A 20,439-nucleotide genomic window follows, 5' to 3' on the forward strand; every position below is an offset into this window, starting at 1 on the left:
CAGGGTCGGACCCGGTGCCGCGGCGCCGGGCGGCCCGTCACCATGGACCCATGACCGACGCACACGACGCTCCGCACGGGGGTCCCCCCGGACGCACTCCGGGAGGGGCTCCCGGGGCACCCGCCCCGGCCGACCGCCCTCCCCTGCGCCGCAGCAGGCACGACAAGGTCCTCGCGGGTGTGTGCGGAGGTCTCGGCCGGTACTTCGGGCTGGACCCGGTGGTGTTCCGGATCGTGCTGGGCGTGCTCGCCGTCACCGGCGGCGTCGGCCTGATCTTCTACGGGTTCGCGTGGCTGCTGCTCCCGCAGGAGGGCGAGGACGACAGCGAGGGCAAGAAGCTGCTGACCGGCCGGGTGGAGGGGGCCACCCTGGCGGCGGTGTTCAGCGCCCTGGTCGGCTGCGCCCTGTTCCTGTCGCTGATGGACAACGGGGTGCTGGGGGCCTTCTCGGTCCTGGTCATGCTGGCGCTCGGCGCGGCCTCGTACTGGTCGCAGCGCCACCGGCAGGCCCCCGAGGCGGAGGCGGAGACCCCCGCCCCGCACCGGCCCGCGCCGCACCGGCCCGCGCCGCCGGAGACGCAGGCGCCGCCCGTGCCCGGCAGCCCGTCCTGGTGGCGGGACCCGCTGGTCAAGGACGGCACCACCGGCCCGGTCGGCACGACCGGCTACCTGTGGGGACCGGACGACGAGGACGAGCGGACGCGGCCGGGCGCCGCCCCGGCGAAGCCGCGCGCGAACGGCGCCGCGCGGTGGTCGCGCGGCGGCATCGGGGGACGGGTGTTCGTACTGGCCCTGCTGGCCGGGGGCGGCGCCACCGCCTCGGTGTGGCACGGCAGCACGCTCGGGCACGCCCTCCAGGTGGGGCTCGCCGCGGCGCTGGCCGTCTTCGGGCTGGGGCTGGCCGTCAGCTCCGTCAAGGGGCGCACCGGCTTCGGCACGGTCCTGCTGGGCATGATCACCGCCGGGCTCCTCGCGGTGTCGGTCGCACTGCCGCGCGAGATCGGCACCGACTGGCACAACGCCGACTGGCGCCCGGCCGCGGTGGCCGACGTCCGGCCCGAGTACCGCTCGGGCACGGGGCTGGCCACCTTGGACCTGAGCCGTCTGGACGTGCCGAAGGGCACCACCGTCTCCGTCCGCGCGGCCATCGACGCGGGCCGGCTGAAGGTCGTCGTGCCCCGGGAGGTCACGGCGCGGGCCGACGTGTCGATCCGGCTCGGCGACATCCAGTTCCCCGGGGAGGGCGGCCCCGACGTCCGCATCAAGAGCGGCGGAGAGACCCGGCGGGCGACCCTGCCCCCCGCCGTCGGCACCGAGGCCGGCGGGACGATCGAGCTGCACCTGGACGCGGGTGTGGGACAGGTGGAGGTGGCCCGTGCGGCGTCATGAGTTCCAGCCGGGAAGGCTGCTGGCGGGGCTGGTGCTGACCGCCGTCGGCGGGCTGTACCTGCTCGACGCGGCCGGTGAGACCGACCTGCCGTGGTACCTGGTCGTCCCGATGGCCGCCGGCGGCCTCACGCTCGCCGCGCTGGTCGGGACGGTCACCTACGCGGTGCGCCGGGATCAGCGCGACCGGCGCAGGGAATCCAGCGACAGGTAGGGCGCCCCGGCCATGACCAGCGGGATCCAGGCCATCAGGTAGATCAGGTCGTTGCCGTAGTAGTACGGGGTGACCGCCCAGGACACCGTGAGCCACAGGCTGAGGGAGATCAACGCCCCGCCGGCGGCCGCGATCCGGGTCAGCAGTCCGGCGAGGACGCCGAGGCCGACGAGGATCTCACCGATCGCGATGGCGATGCCGAAGCCGACGGGCGCCTTCAGCGCCAGGTCCACCAGGGCCGGGACGGCGGCGGTGTCGCGGACCCCGCGCATGATCTCGCCGATGGAGCCGGTACCGGTCGCGGAGAGGAAGGCGGGGTCGGTGAGCTTGTCGAGCCCCGCGTACACGAAGGTCACGCCGAGGAAGATCCGCAGGGGCAGGAGCGCGTGGCGGGAGGCCGTCTCCCGGAGGACGGAGATCCGTCTCCCGGAGGTCCACTGCCCGGAAGGCACGTCAGTTCGGGTCACGTCCCATGTCTACCCCGTTCACTCGGCCACGTCGATGGCGTAGCGGTTGGATTCCACTCCTGCGGCGGTCACCACCTGGACCTCGGTGCGCCCCGGTTCCACTTCCGCCGGCACCGGAACGGTCAGCACCGCGTCCGACGGATTGGTGAATCCGCCCGCCACCGGAACCAGCGGCACGTGGACGTGGACGGCCCCGATCCGCACCACCAGCCGGGCGAGCATCTCCGGGGTCTGCGCCCCGGGCGGTACGAAGCCCACGCCCCGGATCTCGATGTCGTCCCCGGGGCGGACGGCGGCGTCCAGGTCCCCGGGCTCCCGTCTGCGCACCACCGACAGCACGAGCGGACGGCTCCCCTCGGCGTACTTGGCCGCCAGGTAGACCACCGCCGACAGCGCCACGAGCATCGCCAGCGACCACGGCAGCCGCGGCAGCCGGTCCGGGAAGCGGGCCAGCGACACCGCCGCGTAGGCCAGCACCACCGTGGAGACCAGCACGTACTGGGCGTCGGTGAAGCTCCCCCGGCCCGCGTCGTCGGTGAGCAGGTCGGCCCCCGAGGGGCGGTTCGCCGGCAGCTTCTGGAGCCGCTGCCCCATGATCCGTACGGAGACCACCCGGCGCACCAGCACCGCCACCCCGGAGGTCAGGCCGAGGACCGCGAGCAGGGGCAGCGCCCGGCCCAGCGAGAGCCCGGCGTAGAGGGCGTCCCGCTCGGGGCCGGGCGAGGAGGCCGCCAGGCGCAGCGCGGGCAGCAGCGCGGCGAAGGAGGTCAGCACCAGCCAGGCCGCCGGGACCGCCTTGGAGGTGGACAGCCGGTTGTCCTCGCCGACCAGCGGGGCCAGCAGCCCGCCGCGCAGCGACTGGGCCCGCGCGGCCAGGGTGAGCAGCCCGGCGAGCACCACGGCGGCGAGGAGCCCGGCGGTGCGGGCGGTGGACCAGCCGGTGCCGAGGGCGGTGCCGACCTGCACCACCAGCAGGATCCCGGCGGCGATCCACAGGACGAGGACGGCCCGCCGGGAGAGCAGGTACAGCCAGGAGTGCCCGGCCTCCCGGCCCCGGTCGGCGACCGTGCGGGCGGACAGGGCCAGTTCGTCGGACACCCACTGGCGGGAGGCTCCGAGGGAGTGGGCCACGGCCGCCGGGACCCCGTGTCCGGCGGCGAACTCGTCGCGCTTCTCCAGGAAGGCGGCCACCGCCCGGCGGTGGCCCTCCCGGGCTCCGTGGGGGCAGTCGTCGCAGGTGCAGCCGCCACCGTGGGTGCTTCGGGGGATCTCTTGGACAGCCACGTGCGTGCCGCCTCTCTGAACTCCGGTGCAATGCCAGCGAATTGTGCACCACTGCGGCAGTGCTCCGGATTGCGCACGATGTCAGAGCAGGTGATTAACCGTTCATGATGTTGACGCCACCCCTCCGGGCGCCTCCCGCAGCGGCTGGTAGCTCACCCACGCGGCCAGGTCCGAGCCGAAGCGCCCGCGCGTGGCCACGGCACTGCGGTGGTCGATGGGCACCGGCTTCCCGGCCGCCCGCGCGATCAGCTGCACCTGCGCGGCCCGCTCCGCCGCGAGGAACCACCACAGCGCCGCCTCCACCGAGTCCCCGACCGTCAGCAGTCCGCGGTTGCGCAGGACCAGCGCCTTGTACGGGCCGAGCGCGCGCCCGATCCGCGCCGGGTCCTCCGCGCCCGCGAACTCGTCGAGCAGCGCGTGGTCCTCGTAGAAGGCACAGGCCTCCTCGGTGATCGGGGCCAGCAGTTCCCCGAGGCAGGCCAGCGCCCTGCCGTACGGGCCCTGCGTGCGCACGACGGCCACCACCTGCGGCCGTTCCCGGTGGACGGCGGCGTGCACGGCGAAGGCCAGCTGGTTCACGCGCCGCTCCCCGCGCAGCACCCGCCCCTCCCCGTCGACCAGCAGCAGGTCGTCGGGGGTGAGGGCGCCGAAAGCCCGCCCGAAGGGGTTCACCCAATAACAATCCTCGAACTCCGGGTCCCGTACGGAAACCTGGCCGGCCACCCCGTCCTCGTACCCGAGCCGCCCCAGCAGCCGCAACCCCTCGGCGAGCCGGGCCTTGCGGTGGGCGCGGGTCTCCCCGGCGGTGGCGAAGACCGGCGGCATCGCGAAGCCGAGCCGCTCGACGGGCACGGGTACGGGCCGCTCGGCCATGTCGGTTCCTCCAGACTCCCACGGTCGCGGCGCAAGGTACCGGCGCCCGCCCGAAGAGGCCATACACGCGGCGAAGCCGCCGCTCCCGGAAGGGGAACGGCGGCTTCGTCACGCGGTCGGGCTACCGGCCACGGGTGGGGACTACTCCCACTCGATGGTGCCCGGGGGCTTGCTCGTGCAGTCCAGGACCACGCGGTTCACGTCCGGCACCTCGTTGGTGATCCGGGTGGAGATCTTGGCGAGGACCTCGTACGGCATGCGCGTCCAGTCGGCCGTCATGGCGTCCTCGGAAGAGACGGGGCGCAGCACGATCGGGTGGCCGTAGGTACGGCCGTCGCCCTGGACGCCCACGCTGCGGACGTCGGCGAGCAGGACGACCGGGCACTGCCAGATCTCCCGGTCCAGGCCGGCCGCGGTCAGCTCGTGGCGGGCGATGGCGTCGGCCTCGCGCAGCAGGTCCAGGCGCTCCTTGGTGACCTCGCCGACGATGCGGATGCCGAGGCCGGGGCCGGGGAAGGGCTGGCGCTGGACGATCTCCTCGGGCAGGCCGAGCTCCTGGCCGACCATCCGGACCTCGTCCTTGAACAGCTGGCGCAGCGGCTCGACGAGCTCGAACTCGATGTCGTCGGGCAGGCCGCCCACGTTGTGGTGGGACTTGATGTTGGCGGTACCGGTGCCGCCGCCGGACTCGACGACGTCCGGGTACAGGGTGCCCTGCACGAGGAAGGCCACCGCCGGGCCGTCCTCCTGGAGGATCTCCAGCTGCGCCTGCTCGAAGACGCGGATGAACTCACGGCCGATGATCTTGCGCTTGGTCTCCGGGTCGGAGACTCCGGCGAGCGCGGTCAGGAAGCGCTCCTGGGCGTCGACGACCTTCAGCTGGACGCCGGTGGCGGCCACGAAGTCCTTCTCGACCTGCTCGGTCTCACCCTTGCGCATCAGACCGTGGTCGACGTAGACGCAGGTCAGCTGCGAGCCGATGGCCTTCTGCACGAGGGCCGCGGCCACGGCCGAGTCCACGCCGCCGGAGAGGCCGCAGATGGCGCGCTTGTCGCCGACCTGCTCGCGGATGGCCGCGATCTGCTCCTCGACGATGTTGCCGGTGGTCCAGGTCGGGGACAGGCCCGCGCCCCGGTAGAGGAAGTGCTCCAGCACCTGCTGGCCGTGCGTGGAGTGCATGACCTCGGGGTGGTACTGGACCCCGTACAGCCGCTTCTCGTCGTTCTCGAAGGCCGCGACCGGCACGACGTCGGTCGACGCGGTGACGGAGAAGCCCTCGGGGGCGGCGGAGCAGGCGTCGCCGTGGGACATCCACACCGACTGGCTCTCGGGGGTGCCCTCGAAGAGGGTCGAGCCGGACTTGGAGACGGCCAGCGGGGTACGGCCGTACTCGCGCGCACCGGAGTTGTCGACGGTGCCGCCGAGGGTGGTCGCCATCAGCTGGAAGCCGTAGCACATGCCGAAGACGGGGACGCCGGCCTCGAAGAGGGCCCGGGCGTCGTCCAGGCGCGGGGCACCCTCCTCGTACACGGAGGACGGACCGCCGGAGAGGATGATCGCCTTGGGGTCCTTGGCGAGCATCTCGGCCACGGGCATCGTGCTGGGCACGATCTCGCTGTAGACCCGTGCCTCGCGGACGCGGCGGGCGATGAGCTGGGCGTACTGGGCGCCGAAGTCGACGACGAGAACCGTGTCCGGGGCGCTGTCGTGGGCGGCGGAGGGTGCTTCTGGCACGGGGCAGGCCTTCCGGCGGAAGAGGGTGGCTGTTTTGTCGATTCTACCGGTGGCGGCACCCGCCGTTTTGTCGCACCATCCGAGTCCCCCCGGCCGGTGACGCCCCGCGACGACCCCCTCACAGCACCCGGCGCGCCCGCCCGATCACTTCCTGCGCCGCGGCGCCGTACACGGCGGACTCGCGGAGCGTGTCCCAGACCCGGAGGTGGGTGGCGACGCTGTCGGCGTCGTCCAGCCACAGCTCGGCGTGCCAGGTCTCCACGACCACCTGCCGGTCGTCGTAGACCCAGAAGCCGCTGCCGGGTGGCAGCTTCAGCGGGGCCTCATACGGAACGCGTGTCGGACTGCAACGTGGAGATCGTGGCGCACCGCGGGCGGGACCGGTGCTGAGGCACGTGCCCGAGGACGGGGTGACCCACGAGGCGTTCTGCCGGGCGTACTGCTGCCCGGCCGGGTCCGGGCCGCGGGACGAGGAGGGCGACGCCGAGGACTGGGCACTGGGGCACGCCCGCCGGACCGGGCACGAGCTGTTCCGGCGGGTCCGCACCGACCACGCGCGGGTCGTCTCACGATGCGGGCCCGGTTGACCGGGGGGCGGTGCGGAGGGTAATAATCCGTTCCATGCGCAAGCAGCTGAGCTTCCTCTTTACCTATGGCACCGGCCGGTCCGGTCGCCATGGGTCATCGTGATGCTCGCTTGAGCCGCTGACTTCCAAGAGCGCCCCGGTCCGACAGGACCGGGGCGCTCTTGCGTTCTCCGGGACTGGCGGACCTCCCCCGATCGTCCGTGCACCGTCCATGAGGAGAGAACGACATGTCCGTCATCACCACCGCCGCCACCCCCGAAGAGCTCATCGCCGACAGCCGTGAGCGGATCGACGCCATCGACGACCGCATCATCGGGCTGATCCAGGAGCGGACGGCCGTCTCCACGGTCATCCAGGAGGCCCGGATCGCCGCCGGGGGCCGCCGCGTGCACCTCTCGCGCGAGATGGAGGTGCTCGCGCACTGGAGCGACGCCCTCGGCAAGCCCGGCACCGCGCTCGCGATGACCCTGCTGGAGCTGTGCCGGGGCCGCGTCTGACGGGTGTTCGTCACCCGTCCGGACCGTGACCGGCCCCACCGGACCTCGTTCTCGGTGTAGTCCGCGCCAGCCAGGCGCGGGTCCGCAGCACCACGCGTGGCTCCACGGGAGCGATGAGACGTGACGCCCGACGGCGCGCGTCGTGGGACCTCGCTCCCTCGCGTGACCGGACGGCAGGGGACAGCAGCCCGGTCACCCCATGAGGACGGCCGGCCCGGGGGACGCCCCGGGTCGGCCGTTCCGCGTGTCCGGCTCCGCTACGCGCGGCCCGCCGCTCGGCGACGAAAGGCCAGGAACAGCGCGCCCCCGGCGGCCACCAGTGCGGCCCCCGCGAGGCCGACCACGCCCGCCGTGCTGCCGGTGGAGGCCAGCGGACCGCCGCCCGAGGAGGTCTTCGGCGACGAGGTCCCGGAGCTCGGGGTGGCCGACGGCGAGGCGGACGCCGACGCCGAGGCGGTCGGCTTCGGGCTCGCCGTCGCGGAGGGGCTGGGCGCCGGGCCGGTGGGGTTCACCGTGATGGTGGCCAGGTTGTTGGCCAGGACCGGGTCGAAGGGGTGCCGCTGGGGTTCGCCCCCGGGGCCGGGCCGGCCGACCGTGATGGCGCCCCGGGCGTCCGGGACGGCCTTGTCGATCCGCAGCTCGAAGGGGAACTCCGCCTTCTCCGACTCCAGCAGCGACGAGCCGGTGGCGCAGAGGTAGCGGGGCACCGCCTCGGTGCCGGCGGAGCGGCAGGCCGCGGGGGCCGTGAGCACCTTCACGCCCGGCGGGACCACCACGTCCACGACGGCCGCCGGGGCGGTGGAGCGGGGCTCGAAGACCCAGGCCGGGCCCTGGTTGCGCACGGCGACCGCGGTCTTGACGGTGGTGCCGGCCTTGCCCTTGACGACGAGGGGCTCGGCCACGAGGTCGGCGGTGTTCGGGACGGCGAACTCGAACTCGCGCCGGTTGTCGGCCGGGTTGAGGTCGGGGCCCCGCAGCGCCGGGGCGAGGGTCGCGGCCCGCTTCTTGGCGGTGAGCTTGCGCCCGCCGGTGCCGCCGGTGCCGCCGGTGCCGCCGGGGGTCTTGCCCGCGGGGTCCTTCGCGGACTGGTCACCGGGCTTGGGCTTCGCGTCCGCGCCCGTCTGCGTCTGCTCCGTCTTCACCGGGGCCGCGGCCGGGTAGATCCCGTAGCCGAGCAGCTCGGCGCGGGCGTGTCCGGTGGCCTTCAGGTGCAGGGGGCTGTCGCCGGCCAGCTCGTAGCTCGCGTCGGCCTCGAACTCCCCGTCGACCGTGCAGATCGCGGTGGTGGAGGTGCGCGTGGTGCGGTACTCGCAGTTGTCGTACCGCTCGGCCAGCTCCATCCCGCGGCTGGCCTCCAGCTCCAGGACCACGCCCCGCGCGGACTGCGTGCCCCGGTTGGAGAAGGCCAGGGGCAGCGGCTGGCTCTCGCCCGGCTTCGGGTCCCGCTTGAGCGCCATCTCCCCCATGACCAGGTCGGGACCGCCGACCGTGACGGCCGTGACGGCGGACCGCACGGTGGCCCCGGACACCGCGCCGGTGACCCGGATCTCGCCGGAGTCCTTGTTCTTGGCGTCCTTCGCGGCGGTGACCTCCAGGCCGACGCCGGGGCGGGAGCCGGGGCGCACCCCCTGCTCGGTGCAGACGAGGGTGCTCGCGACGGTCTTGCACTTGGCGGCCCGGCCGGTCCCGGCGGCCGCCTCCCGGACCGAGGCCACGCCCGCGAGCTTGGTCAGGTCGACGGTGAAGGTGACCTCGGTGCCGAGGCCCTCGGCGGTGCCCGGGTAGTCCAGGCGCACGTCCAGGGCGACCGGCTTCGGGGAGCCCGAGGCCGGGTGGAGCGGGAGGGCGAGTGCGGCCGGGGCCGTCAGCGTGAGGACGGGTTCCGCGGCGTACGCGGGGGTGATGGCGGTGGCCAGCCCCGCGGCGACCAGGCCGCAGGCGGCCGGCAGGGAGATGCGCTGTCTCATGCCCCCTGTGACCGCCGGGGCCCGGCGACAGTTGCACTCCTGGGCATGTGACCGACACCACACCCCCGGCGGAAGGATTCCGGTACAACCTTCTCCGGCAACCGCCTGTCCACTCTTGTACCGCGGTGAGTACCGCGCTCGGAGGGGGAGCGCGGTACTCATCGCGGTCAGTGCTCCGGTTCCGGTTGCCTCGGCGGCACCGCGGGGACCGCGAGGAACGGCAGCCGCAACGCGCCGAAGGCCTCCTTCGGGACGGCCGGCCGGACCGGTTCCACCGCCGCGAGACGCACGTACGCCGCGCCCTGCTCGGGCCGCGGGTCCTCCTCGCCGTTGTTCGGCCAGTACGACATCGCCCGCTCGGCCTGCGCCGTGATCGTCAGGGACGGATTGACCCCGAGGTTCGCGGAGACCGCCGCACCGTCGACCACCGAGATGCCCGGGTACCCGTAGAGCCGGTGGTACGGGTCCACCACGCCCTCCTCGGGCGAGGCGCCGATCGGGCAGCCGCCGAGGAAGTGCGCGGTGAGCGGGGTGCCCATCAGCTCGCCGACGTTGCTGCCCGGGAAGCCGTTGATCTCCTCGGCCAGCAGGGTCGCGGCCCGGGTGGCCTCCTCGATCTGCACCGGGTTGGGGGCGCCGTGCCCCTGGCGGGCCGTCAGCAGGCCCTTGCCGATGCCGCCGGGCTTGCGGTAGGTCGTCAGCGAGTTGTCGAGGGACTGCATCACCAGACCGATGATGGTCCGCTCCGACCAGCGCCGGTTGGACAGCGAACGGGCCAGCTGTACGGGGTGCTTCGCGGTGCGGGCGAACCAGGCCCGGACCCGGTGGCGGCCGTAGGGCACCTGGAGGATGGTCAGGAACCCCATGGCGTTGGAGCCCTTGCCGTAGCGGACGGGCTCGATGTGGGTGTCGGCGTCGGGGTGCACCGAGGAGGTGATGGCCACCCCCCGGGTGAAGTCCGCCGTCCGGTCGGCCCCGTGTCGCCTGCGGTAGCGGCGGTCGTCGGTCTGGGCGCCGACCAGACCCTCGGAGTTGGTACGGGTCAGGTCGCCGAGCCGGTCCGACAGCCGGGGCAGCTCACCCCGGTCCTTCATGGTGTGCAGCAGGGTCTGGGTTCCGTAGGTGCCCGCCGCGACGACGACGCGGCGGGCCCGGAGCACCTTGGCCCGGCCGGTGCGGCGGTGGTCGGTGGGGACGGTGCGGACCCGGTAGCCGCCGTCCGGGTGCTCGGCGAGCGCGGTGACGGTGGTCATGGGGTGGATGACGGCCCCCGCCCGCTCGGCCAGGTGCAGGTAGTTCTCGTTCAGGGTGTTCTTGGCCCCGTGCCGGCAGCCCGTCATGCACTCCCCGCACTCGGTGCAGGAGGTGCGGGAGGGGCCGGCGCCGCCGAAGTAGGGGTCGGGCACCCGCTCCCCGGGCCGCACCCGCGCCGCGCCGTCGGCGTCCCGGCCGTCGCCGAAGAACACCCCGACCGGCGCCATGTGGAAGGAGTCCCCCACGCCCATCTTCTCGGCGGCGGCCTTGAGGTGGACGTCGGAGGGGGTGAGCGTCGGGTTGAGGCGCACGCCGAGCATCCGCTTGGCCTGCTCGTAGTACGGGGCGAGTTCCTCGCGCCAGTCGGTGATGGACGCCCACTGCCGGTCCTCGAAGAAGGCCGTGGGCGGCACGTACAGGGTGTTGGCGTAGTTGAGCGAGCCGCCGCCCACCCCGGCGCCGGCGAGCACCATCACGTTGCCGAGGAGGTGGATGCGCTGGATCCCGTACAGCCCGAGGGCCGGCGCCCACAGGTAGTTGCGCAGGTCCCAGCTGTTGCGGGGCAGGCTCTCGCGGGTGAAGCGGCGCCCGGCCTCCAGGATGCCGACCCGGTAGCCCTTCTCGGTGAGCCGCAGCGCCGAGACCGACCCTCCGAAGCCCGATCCGATGACGATGACGTCGTAGTCGTACGACACTGCGTGTGCCTCCCGGGTGCTCGGGTCTGGATCGGAGGGTCGGGCGCGTCAGCGGGCCGGGTCTAGCGGAAGCGGAGGGCCTTCATCACCTTGAGGCTGCGGGTCATGAACTCCGCGTACTTCGCGTCGTCCATGCCCAGCGAGGGCGCCATCGGCAGCAGCCGCTGGTGGGCCACGGTCTGGGCCTCGGTGTACTTGAGGATCCCCTCGGAGCCGTGGCGGCGGCCGAGGCCGGACTCCTTCATGCCGCCCATGGGGGACTGGGCGCTGCCGTAGGCGGGGGCGTAGCCGTCGTTGATGTTGACGGTGCCGGTGCGCAGGCGGGCGGCGACGGCGTGGCCGCGCCGGGCGTCCTTGGTCCAGACGCTGGAGTTGAGGCCGTAGGGGGTGGCGTTGGCCTGGGCGACGACCTCGTCCTCGTCGGTGAACCGGTAGATCGAGACGACCGGGCCGAAGGTCTCCTCGGCGCAGACCGCCATCGGGGCCTCGACCCCGTCGAGGATGGTGGGTTCGTAGAAGAGGGGGCCGATGTCGGGGCGGGCGGTGCCGCCGGCCACGAGGGTGGCGCCCTTGGCGACGGCCTCGTCCACGTGCCGCTGCACGGTCTCCAGCTGACGCGTCCCGACGAGGGATCCCATGTCGGCCCCGTACGCGAGGGCGTGCCCGAGCCGCATGGCCTTGGTGCGGGCGGCGAAGCGCTCGACGAACGCGTCGGCGATCGAGGCGTGGACGTAGAGCCGCTCGATGGAGATGCAGAGCTGGCCGGCGGAGGAGAAGCAGGCGCGGACGGCGCCCGCGGCGGCCTTCTCCACGTCGGCGTCGGCCAGGACGAGCATGGCGTTCTTGCCGCCGAGCTCCAGGGAGACCCCGACCAGGCGGGCGGCCGCGCCCTGGGCGACCTCGCGGCCGGTACGGGTGGAGCCGGTGAAGGAGACGTAGTCGGCGTGCCGGACCACCTCGGGGCCGACGACCGGGCCCTCGCCGAGGACGACCTGGAAGACCTCGGCGGGCAGTCCGGCCTCGATCAGCAGGTCACGGGCCCACAGGGCGGTCAGCGCGGTCTCGGTGTCGGGCTTCATGACGACGGCGTTGCCCGAGACGAAGGCGGGCAGGGCGTCGCCGACGGACAGTTCGAGGGGGTAGTTCCAGGGGGCTATCTGCCCGACGACCCCGCGCGGCTGGCGCAGCTCGGTGACCTTGGTGAGGGTCGGCATGGCGCCCGTGTGGCCCTTGGGGCGCAGGTAGGCGGGCGCCTTGCGGCCGTAGTGGCGGGCGGCGACGGCGACGGCCTGGACCTCCTCGTGGGCGTGCAGGCGCGCCTTGCCGGTCTCCAGCTGGATGAGGTCGAGGACCTCGCTCTGGCGGGCGAGGACCAGGTCGTGGAAGCGCAGCAGCACGGCCGCCCGCCGGCGGACGGGCACCGCCGCCCAGGCGCTCTGGGCGGCGCGGGCCTTCGCGAAGGCGGTGGCCACGTCCTCGGGGGTGGCTTCGGGAAGGTCCGCCAGCTTGTCCCCGGTGAAAGGGGTGTGGTTGGCGGTCCGCCCGGAGCCGATCACTCCGCGGGTCAGCCGGGTGACCAGTTCGGGGGTCACCACGTCGGCGGCGGTACGCGCGCCGGCCGGGACCGGGGCGACCGGGTTCGTGGGCTGCGGTGCGGGGCGGAGGGGGGCGGCGGGGGCCTGCGAGTCCGTCATGGCGGTGAGCGTATGCCGCCCGCGAGGCTTTGGGTACCCGTCGGTAACCGTATTTTGCCAAACCTGCCAGTGATCGCTGGCGCGATCGGCGGGATGTGGCGCGATCACCGCCCCGGGCGGCCGGGCGGGCGGTCCGCCGCGCGGCGGACCGCCCTCCGCCGTACCCTTCGCCGCGCAGCGGTCGCGCCCTTCGCGGACAACCCCGTCCGGCCCGCCTCAGCCCTTCTTCGCCGCGGGCTGCCAACCGGTGAGCACCGTGTCGAACTGCTGGCGGATCTTGGACCACTCGTTCGCCGGACCGGACATGTACACCGCGTACTCGGTGTTCTCCGGGCTGATGTACATCTGCTCGATGGCCCGGCGCGGGCCCGCGTGGGGCGCCTTCTCGGTCCAGGAGAAGTCCCACAGCCCGGCCCGGGTGGTGTCACGGAAGCTGTTCTGGTCCAGCACCTCGCGCTTGTAGTCCATGCGCTCCTTGAGCTCCTTCTCCATGCCGAGGAGGTGCGTGTACGGGTTCGGGTAGTCCGGGGTGGTGTCGATGGCGATCCGGATGAGGTGACGGCCGTTGTCGGGGGTGTAGTCGATCTGGTTGCCGTCCATCTGGCGCTTCCAGCCCACCGGGACGAACAGCGAGAAGCCCGCCGGGTCCTCCACCTTGACGAAACCGGCCGGCGGGGTCGCCGCCGCGGCGCCGTCCTTGGCGTCGTCGCCCGATCCCGAGCGGTCCGGGGCGCTCGCCCCCTTGTCGGCGGAGCCTTCGTCCTGGACCCCGTCGCCCTGGCCGTCGAGGTACTTGAGCACGCCGAACACGCCACCGCCGCCGAGCAGCGCCGCCACCAGGGCCACGGCGGCGGCCCGCTTGAGCCGCCCGGGCGGACGCCCGGCGGGGGCCGCCGGGGACTCCCGGAGCCCGGTGGCCGGGGCGGGCGCGGGCGCGGGGCCGGGGGCGGGGGCCGGGACGGCCGGCTCCGGCCGCGCGGGCTCCGCGGACCGGACCGGCGGCAGCTCCTCGGCCGTGACCGCGCGCGTGGGCACGTACGCCTGCGCCGCCTTCGGCTCGCGGCCCTCCATCGCCTCGATCAGCATCCGCTCGGCCTCGGCGGCCGAGGGCCGCTGGCCCGGGTCCTTGCGCAGCAGCGCGGTGATGACCGGGCTGAGGGCGCCGGACTGGCGCGGGACGGGCGGCTCGTCGTTCACGACGGCCTGGAGGCTGGAGATGGGCGAGGTCCGCCGGAACGGCGAGCGCGCCTCGACCGCCGTGTACAGGGTCGCGCCCAGCGACCACAGGTCGGAGGAGGGGTCGGGGGCACCGCCGGTGACCCGCTCCGGAGCCAGGTAGTCGATGGAGCCGACGAGCTCACCCGTCCGCGTGATCGACGAGTCGCCCTCGATCGCGGCGATCCCGAAGTCGGTGAGCAGCACCCGGCCGTCCTTGGCCAGCAGCACGTTGCCCGGCTTCACGTCGCGGTGCAGCACGCCGACCGCGTGCGCGGCGCGCAGGGCGCCCAGCACGTGCAGACCGATCCGGGCCGCCTCGCGGGGCTCGATGCGCCCGGCCGCCTTGGCGGCCTCCGCGAGGGACGGGCCGTCGATGTACTCCATGACGATCCACGGCCGGTCGTCGTGTTCCAGCACGTCGTGGACGGTGACGACCGCCGGGTGCTGGATCCGGGCCGCGGCCCGGGCCTCCTTCTGCGTGCGGGCGTGCAGGACCTCCCGATCGGCCTGGGCCACGTACAGGCCCGCCGTCAGTTCCTTGACCGCCACGGTCCTGTGCAGCAGCTCGTCGTGCGCGCGCCACACCTTGCCCATGCCGCCGCGGCCGATGGGATCGACGAGCCTGTACCGGCCCGCGAGCACCGCACCCGCGCCTGTCTGCTGTTCCACGAATTCCCGCCGCTCTGTACTCTCCGGGCCAGATTACGGATCCTGTGGGCGCTGCCGGAACCGCGCGGGGCCGGTGAGACAGCACTGTGACGCAATCGGCGTACTGACATCCAGTCAGCCGCCCGCCTGGTAACTCGCCGTGGCCTTCTCGAAGACGTCCGTGACCTTGTCCTCCTCGTCCTTGGGGCCGGTCACCATGACGACGTGGTAGCTCCCGCCGAGGGCGACGACGAAGTTGCGGGCCAGGACGGACCGGCCCGTCGAGTCGATCCAGGTGTAGCGGCCGGTGACGCGCAACTGACCGGCGACCGTGGTGCTCTTGACGTCCCCCGACTCCGCCCAGGTGGAGTTGCGGTACGGGGACAGCTCCGGCTCCTTGTCCTGCTGGTAGGCCTTCGGGTCCGGGTTGCCCTCGACCCGGTCCCGGCCCGGGACCACGACCAGGGTGAACGCGCCCTGCGTGTAGCGCACCTGGCCGGCCTCGTTGATGCTCCGGCGGGTCCAGCCCTGGGGAACGGCGACCGTGAAGTGCTCCGGATCCCGCTCCAGGGTGTAGCCCTCGGGGGCGTTCGGCTGCTGGGCGGGCTTGGACTGCGGGGTTCCGCCGGGGGTCCCGGAGGAACCGCCGCCGGGGGTCGCCGGGCCGGGGGCGGAGCCGGACGGGCTCGGGCGGGCGGGGCTCTGCGCGGCGGTGGGCTGCTGGGCCCGCTGCTCACCGGGGCCGGCGGAACGCGGCATGAACAACAGCGCGTAGGCGACGGCGGCGGCCATCAGGGCCAGTACGCCGACCAGCAGGGTCCGGCCGAGGGAACGCGGCCCCCGCGGGGCGGCGGGGTTGCGGTGGCGGCCGTGCAGCTCGCCGCGCCGGCGGACGACGGGCAGCCGGGCGGGGTCCGGCTCCGGCGGCGGCAGCAGCAGGGCCGGGTCCCCGTCGGGCTCCGGGGCGGAGCGCACCAGGGAGCGCAGCCAGCCGCGCAGCTCCTCGAAGTCGGGGCGTTCGGTGGGGTCCTGGCGCAGCAGCGACTCCACGACGGGGCGCAGCGGGCCGCACTCCTCGGCGAAGGCGGGCGGCTCCGCGCAGACCATCTCGACCAGCTCGGCGACGCTGTCCTCGGGGTACGGGGCGTGTCCCTGGACCGCGCGGTAGAGCAGGGCGCCGAGGGCCCACAGGTCTGTGGCGGGGCCGACGGGCGCGGCGAGCTGCCAGTGGCCGTGGACGGGGCCGGCCTGCTCCGGCGCCCAGCGCTCGGTGACGGGGCCGACGACGGCCATCCGGGTCTGGCGGGCCCGCTCGGCGTCGAGTCCGGTGCGCGGGCCGCCGCCCCAGGCACCGCCCCTACCCCCGGCCGATCCGGCCAGGGGCCGGTTCGGGGTGAGGGGCTGCCGGCCTGGGACGGCGGACTGCCGGTCCGGGACGGCGGACTGCCGATCCGGGGTGACGGACTGCCGGTCCGGGACGGCGGACTGCCGATCCGGAGTGACGGACTGCCGGTCCGGGACGGCGGACTGCCGATCCGGAGTGACGGACTGCCTGCCCGGGACAGCGGAATGCCGGTCCGGGACGGCGGGGGGCGGGCCCGGGACTGCCGGGGACGAGCCCGGGAAGGCCTGCGGCCGGTCCGGGGCGGCGCCCGGCGGGGCGGGGGCGTCGGCCTGGCGGTAGCCCTGCGGAAGGGCGAGCCGGGCGGGCAGCCCGGACGGCGCCCCGGACTCCCCGCCACGCCCCCCGGACCACCGCTCCACCTCCGGCCGGTACGGCTCCTCCGCGTCCGGCCCCTGCCGGCCGGGGTCGGGTGCGGGCGGAGCCTGCCGGTACGGCTGCTGCGCGTAACCGCCTGCGCCGTCCGGGCCCTGCCGGTACGGGTGCTCCGTGTACGCGCCCTCGCCGTCCGCCGCCTCCGCGTCCGGCCCCTGCCGGCCGGAGTCCGGCGCGGGCGGAGCCTGCCGGTACGGCTGCTGCGCGTACTCCCCCTCACCGTCCGGCTCCTGCCGGTCCGGCTCCGGTTCGGCGGGGCGGCGGGGGGTGGCGCCGTGCCAGGGCGGCGGGGCGGCGGTGTCCGGCCCGCCGTACGGGTACGCGTACTCCTGCGGCAGGTTGGCCCCGGTCGGCGGCAGCTGCGGCACCACCACCGGCCCGCGCTCGCCGCGGTCCCGCGCCACCTTGGCGGCGGCGGCCCGGGTCCCGGCCCGGTAGGCCGCGACGGTGCCGGCCCGGGCGCTGGCCTCCGCGGCGGCCCGGTCCTGCGGGGGCCGCGCGGGCTCCGGGACGATGTGGTCGGAGTAGCGCGGCCCGGTGTCGTACCCGGGCGCCACGAGGGGCGCGTACACCGGCTCCTCGGCCGGGGGCGCGGCGGGCGGTGGCTCGGGGGCCGGCGGGGGCGGTAAGGGCGGCGGGGCTCCGCCCCATCCGGAGCCGGACCCGGCGTCCCCGGCGTCCGGTTCGGACTCGGGCACCGGGACCGGGTCGTACCCGCACAGGGCCTCCTCGGCCGCACCCGCCGCCAGACCCGTCAGGACGACCCGTCCGTCCTCGCATATCAGCACGGTCCGGACGGTGATGTTGCGGTGCGTCCAGCCGTGCGCGTGCAGCACGCGCAGCGCGGTCAGCACGTCGGAGGCCACTTCCGCCGCCCTGTAGGGACTCAGCGGTTCGTCGGCGATCAGCGCGGCGAGCGGCCTGGCGGGGACGAGCTCGCTCACTATCCACAGCGACTCGCCCTCCGCGAACACGTCGAAGACCTGGTCGAGCCGGGGGTGGTCCGGTACGGAGGCCGCGGCCTGGGCGGCGGCGATCGCCCTGCGCACCGCGGGGAGTTCCCCGGCCGCGCCCGCCGGGGCGGGGGTCCCGTCGAGCAGCTCCGCGTCGACGACCTCCGGCAACGGCACCTGGTGTACGAGGACTTCCTGACCGCTGCGCGTGTCGAAGGCGCGGGTCTCTATCAGTTCGTACTCGTCGGAGGGCGGCAGCGGCAGGCGGTAGCGCTCGGCCAGGATCCGGCCCGCGTACTCCTCCACATCGCCTCCCCCGAGTGCGGGGGCACCTCCCGGCGGCAGCCGGACGAGGGGTCCCCCGTGGCCCCGCTGAACACGATACGTCGCCCGGGGCGCCCGCGTCCCGGGCTTGCGCGGCCCGTCAGCCCAACGACTGGAAGGTCTGGAACGCCACGTTGCGCAGCTGCGTGCATTCCGGGCCGTCCCACTGGTCGGCGGCGCAGGTGATCATGATCGCGTAGCCGTGCTTCGCGTCCATCCGGAAACCCCGGTCGAGGACCCGGACCTTGACCCCCTTCTGCTCCCGCTCGAACTCCCAGTCGGCGACGGTCGGATAGCCCCGGTAGTCCACTGTCTCCAGGCGTACGAGGTGATAGCCCTTGCTGCTGCCGGACACGCCGGGGGCTATCTCCAGCCAGGCGGCGCGGGCGTCGGAGCCCGGGCTGTCGGTGTAGTCGACCTGGATGCGCGGGAACCCGCCGTCGCGGCTGTAGATCGCGCCGGAGTCCTGGCCCGCGGTGTCGGTCTGGTGGAAGCCCTCGGGCATCCCCATCGAGAAGTGGTACCGCAGGTCCGTCACCGTGCTGAACCCGGCCGGGAGGGCGCCGCCGGGGTTGCCGGGGCTGGCGCCCTGGCCCTGGCTGCTCTGCGTCTGGCCGGTGCCCTGGCCCTGGCCTTGGCCCTGGGACTGCCCCTGGCCGGGGTCACCGCTCGGGGCGGCGCCGGACGCGGCCGCGCTCGGGCCCGCGGACGGTGAGGAACCGGCCGAGGCGACGGGGGAGGCCGCGGGCGGGGCGGCGGGGGCCTGGGCGCCCGGGGACTTGGCCCCGGACGCGGCGGGGGTGGGCCCGCCCTTGCCCTCGTTCTTGCTGCCGGAGTCCTTGTCGCCGCCGCTGAGGAGGTAGCCGATCAGCGTGCCGAGCACGGCCAGGACGACCACCACGCCGGCTATCGCGAGGACGATGGTGCGGCGCGACATCACGTCGGTGAGCGGCGCCTTGACCGGTGCGGGCCTGGCCGGCGGGGCCGCGGCAGCGGCGGCGGCCGCCTTGCGGGCCGACTTCAGCGCGGCGCGGGTGCGTTCGCGCTGTTCGCGGTCCCGCCGCTCGCGTTCCTTCTTGGCCGCCTTCTCGGCGGCCTTCTCCGCCTCGACGTCCGCCTTGGTGAGGGATATCGGCCGGGTCTCCTCGACCGCCGGAACCGGCTCGGCCACCGGCTCGGGCTCGGGGTCGGGGGCGTTGAGCACCGCCGTGAGCATCGCCCTGGCGGCGTCGTCGTCCAGCCGCCCGGCCGGGTCCTTGACCAGCAGCCCGTAGATGATCTCGGTCAGCGGACCGGCGTTCTTCGGCGGGTCCACGGGCTCGGTCATCACCGCGGTGAGGGTGGCGAGCGCGGAGCCCTTGTCGTACGGGGGCACGCCCTCCACGGCCGCGTACAGGAGTCCGCCGAGGGACCACATGTCGGCGGGCGGGCCGGGCTTCTGGCCGCGGGCGCGTTCGGGGGAGATGTAGGAGGGGGCGCCGACGAGCATGCCGGTGGAGGTGATCGAGGGGTCGCCCTCGACCTGCGCGATGCCGAAGTCGGTGAGCACGACGCGGCCGCTCGCGGCGATGAGCACGTTGGACGGCTTCACGTCGCGGTGCAGGATGCCCTGGCCGTGCGCGGCCCGGAGCACGTCCAGGACCGCGAGGCCGACCTCTGCGGCGCGGCGCGGGGTCAGGGGGCCGTTCTCCCGGATGAACTCGGCGAGGGAGGCGCCCTCGACGAGCTCCATGACGATCCAGGGGCGGCCGTCCTCGTCGACGACGTCGAAGACGGTGACGGCGCCCTCGCTGCGGATCCGCGCGATCGCCTTGGCCTCGCGGAGGGTGCGCGTGATCAGGCGGCGCTTCTCGTCCTCGTCCACGCCGGTGCTGAAACGGAGTTCCTTGACGGCGACGGTGCGTCCGAGGATCTCGTCCTCGGCCCGCCACACGGTGCCCATGCCGCCCTTGCCGAGCACGGCCCCGAGCCGGTACCGGCGCGCGAGCAGCCGGCCCCGGTCCTTGCCGTCGTCGGCCTTGGCGGCCTCCGAGCCCTCGTCAGCGGCCTTGCCCACGGCTCCGGAAGCGTCCTTGCCAGCGTCGGCGGCGGGGGCCGCGCCGGAGGTGGCCTTCGGGCCCGCGGGCTTCGCCCCGCCGGGGGCAACGCCCTTCGCGGCCACGGACGTCGCGTCCGCCTTCACGGGCTGCGCACGGTCGTCGGCGGCGTCGGCGGCGTCGGCCGCGGGCTCCTCGGCGGCGGGGGCGGGGGCGTCGGCCTTCGCGTCGGCCGCCCCGGAACCGGACGTCACGGCTGAGGCCTTCACAGGGGAGGCCTCCTCGGGAGAGGCCTTCACCGGCGAGGCCTTCACGGGAGAGGCCTTCACAGGGGAGGCCTCCTCGGGAGAGGCCTTCACCAGCGAGGCCTTCACGGGAGAGGCCTTCTCGGGAGAGGCCTTCGCCCCGTCCTCCTCGGCATCCGCCGGCCCGGCATCGGCAGCGGGCTTCGTCTCCGCCGCACCGCCGGGGCCGGATCCGGCCTTGACCTCGGCCGCGGCGGAGGCGGCGTCGGCGGCGGGGGTCTCGTCCGCGCCGCGATTCGATCCGTCAGCGGTGCTGCGCAGCGGGCGGGAAGCGGCCGGCTCGGCCCCGCCGTCGGCGGGAGCAGCCGCCTCCCCGGGCCCGTCCGCCGCACCGGCGGCAGGCTTCGCGGCAACGGGCTTCCCGGCAGCGGAGGTCCCGGAGGTCCCGCCGGCGGAACGTGCCTTCGGCACCTTCACGGACCCGGCGCCGGCGTCCCCGGACGCGGTCGCCGCGTCACCGTCCAGCTCCGCCGCAGGCGGCCCGGCTGGCGCCCCGGCAGGCGATTCGGTGTGCTCCGGCTTCGACA

At 74.6% G+C, this 20,439-nt stretch carries 14 protein-coding genes and 1 pseudogene; 4 read left to right on the forward strand and 11 right to left on the reverse strand.

All coding sequences use genetic code 11. The features are described from left to right. The first annotated feature begins 50 nt into the window (after positions 1-50). Both ABZW32_RS13790 and ABZW32_RS13795 read left to right on the forward strand, forming a co-directional pair. Positions 51-1,388, forward strand: coding sequence for a PspC domain-containing protein (locus ABZW32_RS13790; protein ID WP_356215104.1), 1,338 nt, complete (start codon positions 51-53; stop codon positions 1,386-1,388). Beyond that, positions 1,375-1,599 carry a hypothetical protein gene (locus ABZW32_RS13795; RefSeq protein ID WP_356215106.1) on the forward strand — a complete coding sequence of 75 codons (225 nt, stop codon included), beginning with the start codon at positions 1,375-1,377 and terminating at the stop codon, positions 1,597-1,599. The genes ABZW32_RS13790 and ABZW32_RS13795 overlap by 14 nt, the downstream gene beginning before the upstream one ends. Here ABZW32_RS13795 and ABZW32_RS13800 read toward each other — a convergent pair. From ABZW32_RS13800 to ABZW32_RS13820, 5 genes and pseudogenes are all read right to left on the reverse strand, one after another. Next, positions 1,563-2,066, reverse strand: a complete 504-nt coding sequence (locus ABZW32_RS13800) for a DoxX family protein (RefSeq protein WP_356215108.1) — start codon at positions 2,064-2,066, stop codon at positions 1,563-1,565. The genes ABZW32_RS13795 and ABZW32_RS13800 overlap by 37 nt on opposite strands. A gap of 18 nt (positions 2,067-2,084) precedes the next feature. Continuing rightward, a complete protein-coding gene (locus ABZW32_RS13805) occupies positions 2,085-3,350 on the reverse strand; it encodes a hypothetical protein (RefSeq protein WP_356215110.1) in 1,266 nt (421 codons plus the stop codon). A 102-nt stretch (positions 3,351-3,452) separates the two neighbouring features. Next, positions 3,453-4,223: a class II aldolase/adducin family protein gene (locus ABZW32_RS13810; protein ID WP_356215112.1), complete on the reverse strand. Its 771-nt coding sequence runs from the start codon at positions 4,221-4,223 to the stop codon at positions 3,453-3,455. Positions 4,224-4,364: 141 nt separating this feature from the next. Continuing rightward, entirely contained in the window at positions 4,365-5,957 is a 1,593-nt protein-coding gene (gene guaA, locus ABZW32_RS13815; protein ID WP_356215114.1) for a glutamine-hydrolyzing GMP synthase, read from the reverse strand. Positions 5,958-6,075: 118 nt separating this feature from the next. Further along, positions 6,076-6,291: pseudogene (locus tag ABZW32_RS13820) on the reverse strand (Scr1 family TA system antitoxin-like transcriptional regulator); the annotation flags it as partial. 49 nt (positions 6,292-6,340) lie between these two features. Between ABZW32_RS13820 and ABZW32_RS13825 the strand changes: the two are divergent. Together ABZW32_RS13825 and ABZW32_RS13830 are read left to right on the forward strand one after the other, a co-directional pair. Further along, the gene (locus ABZW32_RS13825; protein ID WP_356215173.1) at positions 6,341-6,544 is read left to right on the forward strand and encodes a hypothetical protein; all 204 of its coding nucleotides are present in this window, start codon (positions 6,341-6,343) and stop codon (positions 6,542-6,544) included. A gap of 227 nt (positions 6,545-6,771) precedes the next feature. Then, positions 6,772-7,041 (forward strand): chorismate mutase, encoded by a 270-nt coding sequence (locus ABZW32_RS13830; protein ID WP_280917124.1) that lies wholly within the window; start codon positions 6,772-6,774, stop codon positions 7,039-7,041. A 257-nt stretch (positions 7,042-7,298) separates the two neighbouring features. Here ABZW32_RS13830 and ABZW32_RS13835 read toward each other — a convergent pair whose 3' ends face one another. The 6 genes from ABZW32_RS13835 to ABZW32_RS13860 all read right to left on the reverse strand — a co-directional run bounded on the left by ABZW32_RS13835 (position 7,299) and on the right by ABZW32_RS13860 (position 20,323). After that, on the reverse strand, positions 7,299-9,008 hold the full coding sequence (locus tag ABZW32_RS13835; protein ID WP_356215116.1) for an LPXTG cell wall anchor domain-containing protein: 1,710 nt from the start codon (positions 9,006-9,008) through the stop codon (positions 7,299-7,301). A 167-nt stretch (positions 9,009-9,175) separates the two neighbouring features. Continuing rightward, positions 9,176-10,957, reverse strand: a complete 1,782-nt coding sequence (locus tag ABZW32_RS13840) for a GMC family oxidoreductase (protein WP_356215118.1) — start codon at positions 10,955-10,957, stop codon at positions 9,176-9,178. A 62-nt stretch (positions 10,958-11,019) separates the two neighbouring features. Then, positions 11,020-12,651, reverse strand: a complete 1,632-nt coding sequence (locus ABZW32_RS13845; protein WP_356215120.1) for a succinic semialdehyde dehydrogenase — start codon at positions 12,649-12,651, stop codon at positions 11,020-11,022. Positions 12,652-12,867: 216 nt separating this feature from the next. After that, positions 12,868-14,538: a serine/threonine-protein kinase gene (locus ABZW32_RS13850; RefSeq protein ID WP_356215122.1), complete on the reverse strand. Its 1,671-nt coding sequence runs from the start codon at positions 14,536-14,538 to the stop codon at positions 12,868-12,870. A 114-nt stretch (positions 14,539-14,652) separates the two neighbouring features. After that, positions 14,653-17,553 carry a protein kinase gene (locus ABZW32_RS13855; protein ID WP_356215124.1) on the reverse strand — a complete coding sequence of 967 codons (2,901 nt, stop codon included), beginning with the start codon at positions 17,551-17,553 and terminating at the stop codon, positions 14,653-14,655. A gap of 118 nt (positions 17,554-17,671) precedes the next feature. Next, positions 17,672-20,323, reverse strand: coding sequence for a protein kinase (locus ABZW32_RS13860; protein WP_356215126.1), 2,652 nt, complete (start codon positions 20,321-20,323; stop codon positions 17,672-17,674). Positions 20,324-20,439 lie beyond the last annotated feature (116 nt).

Source organism: Streptomyces sp. NPDC004667 (assembly GCF_040609475.1).
GTDB lineage: Bacteria > Actinomycetota > Actinomycetes > Streptomycetales > Streptomycetaceae > Streptomyces.